This window comes from Flavobacterium sp., from assembly GCF_040402955.1.
GTDB lineage: Bacteria > Bacteroidota > Bacteroidia > Flavobacteriales > Flavobacteriaceae > Flavobacterium.
On sequence record NZ_JBBALQ010000001.1, the window covers coordinates 236,904 to 248,532 of the forward strand.

The following is an 11,629-nucleotide window of genomic DNA, read 5'->3' on the forward strand; positions in this document are numbered from 1 at the left end:
AAAAAGAGTATGATTAAGCATTCGCTAAAATCATTCCAAAAAATAAGTTTGATAATTAATTTTTAATATGAAAAAGTTGGGTAACCCTAAATCGTTTTCAAAAACTATCTTTTCTTTAGCGTTTTCTGCTTTGTTTGCAGTTAGCGTTTCTGCGCAAGAAGCTGTTGCAGCTGCTGCGCCTACTGCTATTGCAGCGGCACCAGCAAGTGGTTCAGGTGATGCGGTTAAAGGAAAAGAATTGTTTAACACTAATTGTGCGGCTTGTCACAAATTAGATGCAAAAATGACTGGTCCTGCATTGAGAGGTGTTGGCGATAAGTATGACAAAGCGTGGTTGTACAAATGGATTAAAAATAGTTCAGACCTTATTAAGTCTGGTGATGCTAAAGCAGTAAAAGTGTACGAAGAATATGCGAAAGCAAATATGACGGCTTTTCCTCAATTATCAACTGGTGACATTGATAATATTATAGCATATACTATGGAAGTGGCTCCGGCTGCTGAAACACCAAAAGCCGCTGTTGGTGCTACTGCTGTAGCTTCAGAAGGAGGTCTTTCAAATAACTTAATATTAGGTGTGTTAGCATTTATATTAGGTGCTTTGATTTTTGTGCTTTTTTCTGTGAACAAATTAATGCGTAACCTTGCTAAAAAAGAAGGTGTTGATGTTCCAGAAGGAACAAATCCTACTACTGCGGTTGTTTCTTTTGCTAAGGCTTATGTGAAAAATCAGTTTATAATGGTGGTTACTGCTATTTTCTTCTTATTAACATCTGCATATTTTATGTATGGTTATTTGATGCAAATTGGAGTAGACCAAGGATATGAGCCAATTCAGCCAATTCATTATTCACACAAAATACACGCAGGTGAAAATGGTATTGACTGTAAGTATTGTCACTCTTCTGCAAGGGTTTCTAAGCATTCAGGTATTCCTTCATTAAATGTGTGTATGAATTGTCATAAAAACATTGCTGAATTCCAAGGTTCTAAAGATTCTACTTATGTGGAATACACAAAGGAATTTTACACTGGAGAAATTCAGAAATTATATGATGCAGTGGGTTGGGATAAAGCCACTCAAAAATATACTGGGAAAACAAAACCTGTAAAATGGGTTAGAATTCATAATTTACCAGATTTCGTATATTTCAATCACGCACAACACGTAACTGTTGGTGGTATTGAATGCCAAAAATGTCACGGTGAAGTGCAAACGTATGAAGTAATGAAACAAGCACAACCTTTAACAATGGGTTGGTGTATCAATTGTCACAGAGAAACAAATGTGAAAGTTGAAGACAATGGTTATTACAAAAAAATCCACGAACAATTATCTAAGAAATTAGGTGTTTCTAAGTTGACAGCTGCTCAAATGGGTGGTTTAGAATGTGGTAAATGTCACTATTAATAATAATATAAGAAGTTAATATCTATATACAATGGCATCAAACAAAAAATACTGGAAAAGTGTTGAAGAACTAAATGAAAATAGTTCTATTGTTGAGGCGTTACAAAGCAACGAATTTGTAGAGCAAATACCTGTTGATGCGTTCTTAGGTGATAAAGAAAATCTTTCAAATTCATCTACTTCGCGTCGTGACTTTTTAAAGTACGTAGGTTTCAGTACAGCCGCAGCATCGTTAGCAGCTTGTGAAGGTCCGGTAATTAAGTCAATTCCTTATGTGGTTCAACCAGAAGAAATTATCCCAGGTGTAGCAGATTATTATGCTACAACTATTGCGGATGGTTATGATTTTGCAAATATTTTAATCAAAACTCGTGAAGGTCGTCCAATTAAAGTTGAAAACAATACTACTGAAGGTGCCGTAACTGGAGCTAATGCAAGAGTTCACGCTTCTGTTTTGTCTTTATATGATAATTTAAGATTAAAAAATCCTAAAATTTCTAAAAAAGAAGCCACTTGGAATGAAGTAAATGCAAAAGTAAAAGCTAGTTTAGTTGATGCTAAAGCAAAAGGCGGTCAAGTTGTAGTTTTGACAAACACAACAGCAAGTCCTTCAACAGATAAATTAATTTCAGATTTAGCAACTAAATATACAAATGTTAAACACATTATATATGATGCAATTTCTGATTCAAATGCGTTAGATGCTTTTCAAGCTGTTTACGGTTTCAGAGGTTTAGCAAATTATAACTTCGCTAATGCAGATACTATTGTTTCTGTTGGTGCAGATTTCCTTGGAGATTGGCAAGGTGGCGGATTTGATGCAAGTTATGCAAAAGGACGTATTCCGAAAAACGGGAAAATGTCTAAACACATTCAAATTGAATCAAATATGTCATTGGCTGGGGCTAATGCTGATAAAAGAATTCCGTTAACTATTGCTGGTCAAAAATTAGCTTTAGTAAAATTATATAATGCGGTTACAGGTTCTAATGTTTCTGTAAATAGTGTTGGTGCTTTAGATAAAGAAGTTGAAAAAGCAGCACAACAATTAAAAGCTGCAGGTTCTAAAGGAGTTGTGGTTACAGGTTTAGATGATTTTGATGCACAATATTTAGTGTTGGGTATCAATTTAGCTTTAAAATCTGAAGCTTTTAATCCTTCTGATGCAAAACTTACTAGAAAAGGAGACGCAAAAGCGGTTGCTCAATTAGTAAAGGATATGAATGCTGGAAAAGTACACACATTAATTATGAGTGGCGTAAATCCAGTATATACTTTAGCCAATTCTAAAGAATTTGTTGCAGGTTTAGGAAAAGTAAAATTATCTGTAGCATTTTCAACTAAAGAAGATGAAACGGCTGTTAAGACTACCATCGCTGCAGCAGCAAGTCATTATTTAGAGTCTTGGAATGATGTTGCAATAACACGTTCTAACTACAGTATTGCTCAACCAACAATTCGTCCATTATTCAATACGAAACAATTTCAAGAAGCTTTATTAACTTGGAATGATAATGCTACACCATATTATGATTTCTTAAAAGGTTTTGCTGCCACTAATTTAGGTGGGAAATCATGGAATCAAGCGGTTCATGACGGTTTTGCTGTTTCAGCTTCTGGTAATGTCTCTGCACAAGCAGGTAATTTCGGAGCTTCAGCTACAAAACTTTCATCTGCAAAATCTAATGGTTTAGACTTAGTTTTATACAGTAAAGTTGGAATGGGAGATGGGCAACAAGCCAATAACCCTTGGTTACAAGAGTTTCCAGATCCAATTACAAGAGTATCTTGGGATAACTATGTAACCGTATCTAAAGCAGATGCCGAAAAATATAAATTAGAAAACTTTAATGTAGCAAACGGAGGTTTAAACGGAAGTTATGTTTCAATTAAAGTTGGAAACGCTACTTTAGAAAATGTACCAGTAATTATTCAACCAGGTCAAGCTGCTGGAACAATTGGTTTGGCTTTTGGATATGGTAGAAAAGAAGCATTAAAAGACGAAATGCAAACAGGCGTTAATGCTTACACATTATACGCAAACGGAAACGCAAATCAAACGGCTTCAGTTACTTTAACTGAGGGGGAACATGAGTTTGCTTGCGTACAATTACAAAGAACATTAATGGGTAGAGGGGACATCGTAAAAGATACTACTTTAACTATTTTCAATAAAGCAAATGAAGCAGGTGATAAGGAAATTTATAATCCAACACCAGTTGTTTCATTAGATCACAAAGAAGTTGCTGCTACATCAGTAGATTTATGGACTTCTTTTGACAGAACTACAGGTCACCATTTCAACTTATCTATCGATTTAAATGCTTGTACAGGTTGTGGCGCATGTGTTATCGCATGTCACGCAGAAAATAATGTACCCGTTGTTGGAAAAACTGAAGTTAGAAGAAGCCGTGATATGCACTGGTTAAGAATTGACAGATATTATTCTTCTGAAGAAACGTTCTCTAATGATATTGTTAAGAAAGATAGCTCAAAAGGTTTAACAGAAACGGTTTCTACATTACAAGAAATGGAAGATCCTTCTGCTAATCCACAAGTTGTTTTCCAACCTGTAATGTGTCAGCACTGTAATCACGCTCCATGTGAGACAGTTTGTCCAGTTGCAGCTACATCGCACTCTCGTCAAGGTCAAAATCATATGGCTTATAACAGATGTGTAGGTACGCGTTACTGTGCTAATAACTGTCCGTATAAAGTACGACGTTTCAACTGGTTCTTGTATAACAAGAATGATGAATTTGATTACCACATGAATGACGATTTAGGTCGTATGGTATTAAATCCTGATGTAAATGTACGTTCTCGTGGGGTTATGGAAAAATGTTCAATGTGTATCCAAATGACTCAAGCTACAATACTAAAAGCTAAGAAAGATGGAAAAGAAGTTGGGAAAGATGATTTCCAAACCGCTTGTTCCGCAGCTTGTACTTCTGGAGCTATGATTTTTGGTGATGTTAATAACAAAGAATCAGATGTTGCGCAACTTATAGAAGACGACAGAATGTATCATTTATTAGAAAGCATTGGAACAAAACCAAACGTAATGTATCACGTTAAGGTAAGAAACGATAAATAATTATTAATAGAAACAATATAAAGGATTATGTCTCATTACGAAGCACCCATTAGAAAACCTTTGGTTATTGGTGATAAATCTTATCACGATATAACCGTAGATGTAGCTCGTCCGGTAGAAGGAAGAGCTAACAAATTATGGTGGACAGTATTTTCAATAGCATTAGCTGCGTTCCTTTGGGGACTTGGTTGTATGGTATACACAATCACAACAGGTATCGGTACTTGGGGTTTAAATAAAACAATTGGATGGGCTTGGGATATTACCAACTTCGTTTGGTGGGTAGGAATTGGTCACGCAGGAACACTTATTTCTGCAGTACTATTATTATTCCGTCAGAAATGGAGAATGGCGATTAACCGTTCTGCAGAGGCAATGACTATTTTCTCTGTAATTCAAGCTGGTTTATTCCCAATTATTCACATGGGTCGTCCATGGTTGGCGTATTGGGTATTACCAATTCCAAACCAATTTGGATCATTATGGGTGAATTTTAACTCACCATTACTATGGGACGTATTTGCAATTTCAACGTATTTATCTGTATCATTGGTTTTCTGGTGGACAGGTTTATTACCAGATTTTGCAATGCTTAGAGATAGAGCCATTACACCTTTTAATAAAAGAATATATTCTATTCTATCTTTCGGATGGAGTGGAAGAGCAAAAGACTGGCAACGTTTTGAAGAAGTATCTTTAGTATTGGCAGGTTTAGCTACGCCTCTTGTACTTTCTGTACACACTATTGTATCTTTTGACTTTGCTACTTCAGTAATTCCAGGTTGGCATACAACCATCTTACCTCCATATTTTGTGGCAGGTGCTGTATTCTCTGGTTTTGCAATGGTAAACACGCTGTTAATTGTAATGCGTAAAGTATCAAGTTTAGAAGATTATATTACTGTACAACATATTGAATTGATGAATATCATTATTATGATTACGGGTTCTATTGTAGGTTGTGCTTATATTACAGAATTATTTGTAGCTTGGTATTCAGGTGTAGAATATGAACAATATGCTTTCTTAAACAGAGCAACTGGGCCTTACTGGTGGTCATATTGGTTAATGATGACTTGTAACGTGTTCTCTCCTCAATTTATGTGGTTTAAAAAATTAAGAACAAGTATTGCGTTTTCTTTCGTTATTTCTATTGTGGTAAACATCGGAATGTGGTTTGAGCGTTTCGTAATTATCGTAACTTCTTTACACAGAGATTATTTACCATCATCTTGGACAATGTTTCAACCTACTTTTGTAGATGCAGGTATATTCATTGGAACTATTGGATTCTTCTTCGTATTATTCTTATTATATTCAAGAAGTTTCCCAGTAATTGCTCAAGCTGAAGTAAAAACAATCTTAAAATCATCTGGAGATAATTTTAAAAGAGAAAGAGGAGATAGTAAACCACATCATGACAATCACGGACATGATGCACATGAAGGACACGATCATCATTAATATAAAGAATTATGAGTAATAAAGTAGTACACGCTATATATAACGACGATGATATTTTGTTAGCAGCAGTTCATAAAACTAAAGCCGCACATTATCACATTGAAGAAGTCTACACGCCATTTCCAGTTCACGGACTAGATAAGGCTATGGGTTTACCAGCAACACGACTTGCAATTTGTGCATTTTTATACGGAATAGTAGGTATATCGGTTGCAACAACTATGATGCGTTTTATAATGATTCAAGATTGGCCACAAGATATTGGAGGAAAACCAAGTTTTAGTTACGTAGAAAATATGCCGGCTTTTGTTCCGATTATGTTTGAAATGACCGTGTTTTTTGCCGCTCACTTAATGGTTATTACTTTTTATATGAGAAGTAAATTATGGCCATTCAAACAAGCAGAAAATCCAGATGTAAGAACAACGGATGACCATTTTTTAATGGAAGTTGGTGTTCATGATAACGAAGAAGAATTGGTTTCTTTCTTTAAAAACACTGGAGCAGTAGAAGTAAAAGTAATTGATAAGCATTAATAGGTATGAAAAGTATTTTAAATATATTGACATTAGTAGGAGCATCTTTGCTAATGACTTCTTGTTTTGATAAATCTGCACCTAATTATCAGTTTTTTCCAAACATGTATGAGCCTGTTTCTTATGAAACCTATGGAGAATCTGAAGCATTCAATTCTCCAACGGGAGAAAAAGGAAGAGTTAGTCAAATACCACCAGCTGGAACTATCAAACAAGGTTTTGTTCCTTATGAAATCCCTAATACGCCAGAAGGATATGCTTTTTCTAAAACGTTAGGTTCAGATATAACTTCTGACAAAATTGATACAGAAAGAGGTAAAGAATTGTTTACCATTTATTGTTCAATTTGCCACGGTGAAGCAGGAGATGGAAAAGGAAATTTAGTTAAAAGAGAAAAATTTCTAGGCGTTCCTAGTTATAAAGATAGAGAAGTAACTGCAGGTAGCATTTTTCATATTGTTACATATGGTATCAACTCAATGGGTTCACATGCAAATCAGTTGTCAAAAGAAGAAAGATGGCAAGTAGCTGATTATGTTTTGAAACTTAAATCAGAATTAAAATAGTATTACTTTTTAGAAAAAATAAAAATATGTACCAGTTTTCTAGTAGATTAAAAAGCTTTTCATTCGCCTTAATGGTATTAGGTATTTTAGGAATCGGTTACGGTTTCTGGACGGCACCTAAAACTAACGAAGACGTTGAAGCCATCTTAAAAGAGCAAGAAGCTCATCATGGTGGTGCACACCACGATACTCATGCCGCAGCAACGCATTCTGATGATTCTCACGAGGAACATGTTAATGCAGAAGCACACACTTCTCACGAAGCTTCAACTCATAAAGCTGTAAGTGTAGATTCATCAGATCATGAAGTGGCTCACGTCGCTGTTGATACTGCTGCTCACGAATCACATGACTCTACAGTAGTAGCCATTGCTCCTGTTGTAACAAACCAAAAAAGTGACGTTTACGTAAGTAAGTACAACAAAGAAATAGTTAATCACGAGGCGGAACATAAAGAACATGTTGAGCACGTAAAACACCAATTGCAAAATAAACCATGGTCTGCATTATATGTAGCTTGTATTTTCTTTATGTTAATAGCTGTTGGTGCCTTAGCCTTTTATGCCATCCAATGGGTAGCCCAAGCAGGTTGGTCGCCAATGTTATTTAGAGTAATGGAAGGAATTACTGCTTATGTTTTACCTGGTTCTATTATTTTCTTCGTATTGTTATTATTAGCAGGTTTCCATTTTAATCACATGTTCACATGGATGGCTGATGGTGTTGCTGATCCGAAAAGTCCTAATTATGACCATATTATTGCAGGTAAAACCGGATTTTTAAATGTACCTTTTTTCTTAATTAGAGCCGTAATTTTCTTATTTGGTTGGAATTTATATAGATATGTGTCAAGAAAAAATTCAATTAAACTAGACAAAACGAGGGATATGTCTTTCTTTAAGAAAAACTATAATGCTGCAGCGATATTTTTAGTGTTCTTCATTATTTCTGAATCTATGATGTCTTGGGATTGGATTATGTCTGTAGATCCTCACTGGTATAGTACGTTATTCGGTTGGTATGTTTTTGCAAGTTTCTTTGTAAGCGGTATCACTACGATTGCATTAACAACTATTTATTTAAAAAATAAAGGTTTATTACCAGAAGTTAATAAATCGCATTTACATGATTTAGCTAAATTTATGTTTGGTATCAGTGTTTTTTGGACATACTTATGGTTTTCTCAATTCATGTTAATGTGGTATTCTAATATCCCTGAAGAAGTTACTTATTTTGTAACTCGTATTGAAAACTACAATTTACCTTTCTTCGGAATGGTTGTGATGAATTTCGTATTTCCATTATTAATATTAATGAATGCTGACTTTAAACGCCTTAATTGGGTAGTTGTAATGGCTGGTATTGTAATATTAACGGGTCATTATGTTGATTTCTTTAACATGATTATGCCTGCAACTGTTGGTGATCAATGGTTTATTGGAGTATCAGAAATTAGTTCGGTACTTTTCTTCGCAGGATTATTTATTTTTGTTGTGTTCACAGCATTAACAAAAGAACCATTAGCTTCAGAAGGAAATCCTTATATAGAAGAAAGCAAACATTTTCATTATTAATAATTAATTAACGAAATAAACAAATGAACGGTTTATTGATACTTTTAATCATAGTTTTATTAGGTGTTGCCGCTTGGCAATTATCTAAGATATTTAGTCTAACTCAAATTGGTACTGCAAAAGATGATTCTGCAATAGCGACAGATAAAGACAACAATATAAATGGATATTTAATGTTTGGTTTCCTTGCATTTATATACATTTTTACAATTTATTCATTTGTTAAATGGGGAAGTTTTGTACTAGACACACCAGCATCATTGCACGGTAAAGATGTAGATAGATTGATGAATATCTCAATGGCAACTATCTTTTTTGTACAAACTTTTACCCAGTTTTTATTGCATTATTTTGCTTTTAAATATAGAGGTAAAGAAGGTCAGAAAGCATTATATTTTGCAGATAATAATAAATTAGAAGCATTGTGGACCATAATTCCAGTAATTGTATTAGCTGTTTTAATTCTTTACGGATTGTTTACTTGGAATCAAATTATGTTTGTAAATGAAGATGAAGAAGTTATCAATATTGAATTATATGCCAAACAATTCGGTTGGCAAGCACGTTATTCTGGAGAAGACAACACGCTAGGTAAAGCCAATGTTCGTTACATAAAAGATGTAAATACACTTGGTGTTGATATGGCAGATCCAGCTTCACAAGATGATAAAGTTGTGGCGGAAATTCATTTACCAGTTGGTAAGAAAATACATTTCAGAATGCGCTCTCAAGATGTTTTGCACTCTGCTTACATGCCTCACTTTAGAGCTCAAATGAACTGTGTCCCTGGAATGGTTACTCAATTTGCATTTGTTCCTACTTTAACTACTGAAGATATGCGTGGTACCGCTATGATGATGAAAAAAGTTGATGGAATTAATAAAATTAGAGCCAAGAAATCTCAAGCATTACTAGCTGAAGGTAAACCAGCTTTAGAACCATATACTTTTGACTATTTATTATTATGTAATAAAATTTGTGGTGCTTCTCATTACAACATGCAATTGAAAATTATTGTAGAGTCGGAAGCAGATTACAAAAAATGGTTAAGAGAACAAAAAACTATTTCTGCAGTAGTAAAAGAAGCTGATGCTCCTAAAGTTGATCCTGCAGCAAATCCTGCAGATGCTAAAGTTGTAGTAGATACTACTAAAATGTTAGCGCAAGTTGTAGGAAAAAATTAAATTAAGATTAAAAAAATAATATAATTATTATGTCACACGATAACGGTCATCATAAAGATACTTTCATTACTAAATACATTTTTAGTATTGATCATAAAATGATTGCTAAGCAATACTTAATTTCAGGTTTGTTGATGGGAATTATAGGGGTAGTTTTATCTTTATTCTTCAGAATGCAAATTGCTTGGCCAGAAGAATCTTTTGAAATATTTAAAGTATTCTTGGGAGAAAGAATGGCTCCGGGTGGAGTTATGAGAAATGATATTTACTTGGCTTTAGTAACCATACATGGAACTATTATGGTCTTTTTTGTACTAACGGCGGGATTATCAGGTACGTTTAGTAATTTATTAATTCCATTGCAAATTGGTGCCCGAGACATGGCGTCTGGTTTTATGAACATGTTATCATTCTGGATGTTCTTTATTTCTTGTGTTGTTATGATTGCTTCATTATTCGTTGAATCGGGTCCTGCATCTGCGGGTTGGACAATTTATCCACCACTTTCTGCAATTGAAGAAGCGATTCCAGGTTCTGGAATGGGAATGACTTTATGGTTAGTTTCAATGGCTATTTTCATTGCATCTTCATTAATGGGTTCATTAAATTATATCGTAACCGTTATTAATTTAAGAACAGAAGGTATGACAATGACAAGATTGCCACTTACAGTTTGGGCTTTCTTTGTAACTGCAATTATTGGTGTGATTTCTTTCCCTGTATTGTTCTCTGCGGCATTATTATTAATTTTCGATAGAAGTTTTGGCACTTCTTTCTACTTATCTGATATATTTATTAAAGGTGAAGTGTTACATTACCAAGGTGGTTCTCCAGTATTATTTGAACACTTATTCTGGTTCTTAGGTCACCCTGAAGTTTACATTGTATTATTACCAGCATTAGGAATTACTTCTGAAGTAATTGCAACGAATTCTAGAAAACCAATTTTTGGATACCGTGCGATGATTGCATCAATTATAGCTATTGCATTCTTATCTACAATTGTATGGGGTCACCACATGTTTATCTCAGGAATGAATCCTTTCTTAGGTTCGGTATTTACATTCACAACCTTATTAATTGCAATTCCATCTGCTGTAAAAGCGTTTAACTATATTACTACATTATGGAAAGGTAACTTACAATTAAACCCTGGTATGTTATTCTCAATTGGTTTGGTTTCTACTTTCATAACTGGAGGTTTAACAGGAATCATTTTAGGAGATAGTACTTTGGATATTAACGTGCATGATACGTATTTCGTAGTTGCGCATTTCCACTTAGTAATGGGTATTTCAGCATTATACGGATTCTTTGCTGGGGTGTACCACTGGTTCCCAAGAATGTTCGGAAGAATGATGAACAAAACACAAGGATATATTCACTTTTGGGTAACTGCAGTTTGTGCTTACGGGGTTTTCTTCCCAATGCACTTTATTGGAATGGCAGGTTTACCAAGAAGATATTATACCAATTCTAACTTTCCTTTATTTGATGAGTTAGCAGATACAAACGTATTAATTACTGTTTTTGCTTTAGTTGGAGCTGCGTTCCAATTGGTTTTCTTTTGGAACTTCTTCTACAGTATTTTCAAAGGTAAAAAAGCACCGATGAATCCTTGGCGTTCTAATACTTTAGAATGGACTGCACCAGTAGAGCACATGCACGGTAACTGGCCAGGAGAAATCCCAGCTGTACACCGTTGGCCATATGACTACAGTAAACCTGGTCATGATGAAGATTTTGTACCGCAAAACATACTAATGAAAGAAGGTGAAGTAGAATTACATCACTAAA

At 34.6% G+C, this 11,629-nt stretch carries 8 protein-coding genes; all 8 read left to right on the forward strand.

Going from position 1 to position 11,629, the window contains the following annotated elements; all coding sequences use genetic code 11:
* Positions 1 to 67: 67 nt before the first annotated feature.
* Genes ABWP78_RS01050 through ABWP78_RS01085 form a run of 8 tightly spaced genes read left to right on the forward strand, consistent with a single transcriptional unit; the run spans position 68 to position 11,628 of the window.
* The gene (locus tag ABWP78_RS01050; protein WP_353168042.1) at positions 68 to 1,411 is read left to right on the forward strand and encodes a c-type cytochrome; all 1,344 of its coding nucleotides are present in this window, start codon (positions 68 to 70) and stop codon (positions 1,409 to 1,411) included.
* Between the two features lie 31 nt (positions 1,412 to 1,442).
* Complete coding sequence (locus tag ABWP78_RS01055) at positions 1,443 to 4,508, forward strand: TAT-variant-translocated molybdopterin oxidoreductase (protein WP_353168043.1); 3,066 nt, start codon at positions 1,443 to 1,445, stop codon at positions 4,506 to 4,508.
* A gap of 24 nt (positions 4,509 to 4,532) precedes the next feature.
* Positions 4,533 to 5,972: an NrfD/PsrC family molybdoenzyme membrane anchor subunit gene (nrfD, locus tag ABWP78_RS01060; RefSeq protein WP_353168103.1), complete on the forward strand. Its 1,440-nt coding sequence runs from the start codon at positions 4,533 to 4,535 to the stop codon at positions 5,970 to 5,972.
* Positions 5,973 to 5,983: 11 nt separating this feature from the next.
* Positions 5,984 to 6,508 carry a DUF3341 domain-containing protein gene (locus ABWP78_RS01065; protein ID WP_353168045.1) on the forward strand — a complete coding sequence of 175 codons (525 nt, stop codon included), beginning with the start codon at positions 5,984 to 5,986 and terminating at the stop codon, positions 6,506 to 6,508.
* A 5-nt stretch (positions 6,509 to 6,513) separates the two neighbouring features.
* Complete coding sequence (locus ABWP78_RS01070; protein WP_353168048.1) at positions 6,514 to 7,074, forward strand: c-type cytochrome; 561 nt, start codon at positions 6,514 to 6,516, stop codon at positions 7,072 to 7,074.
* 26 nt (positions 7,075 to 7,100) lie between these two features.
* Positions 7,101 to 8,648, forward strand: a complete 1,548-nt coding sequence (locus tag ABWP78_RS01075; RefSeq protein WP_353168049.1) for a quinol:cytochrome C oxidoreductase — start codon at positions 7,101 to 7,103, stop codon at positions 8,646 to 8,648.
* 23 nt (positions 8,649 to 8,671) lie between these two features.
* On the forward strand, positions 8,672 to 9,832 hold the full coding sequence (locus ABWP78_RS01080; RefSeq protein ID WP_353168050.1) for a cytochrome c oxidase subunit II: 1,161 nt from the start codon (positions 8,672 to 8,674) through the stop codon (positions 9,830 to 9,832).
* Between the two features lie 29 nt (positions 9,833 to 9,861).
* Complete coding sequence (locus ABWP78_RS01085) at positions 9,862 to 11,628, forward strand: cytochrome c oxidase subunit I (protein WP_353168052.1); 1,767 nt, start codon at positions 9,862 to 9,864, stop codon at positions 11,626 to 11,628.
* The last annotated feature ends 1 nt before the right edge of the window (position 11,629 follow it).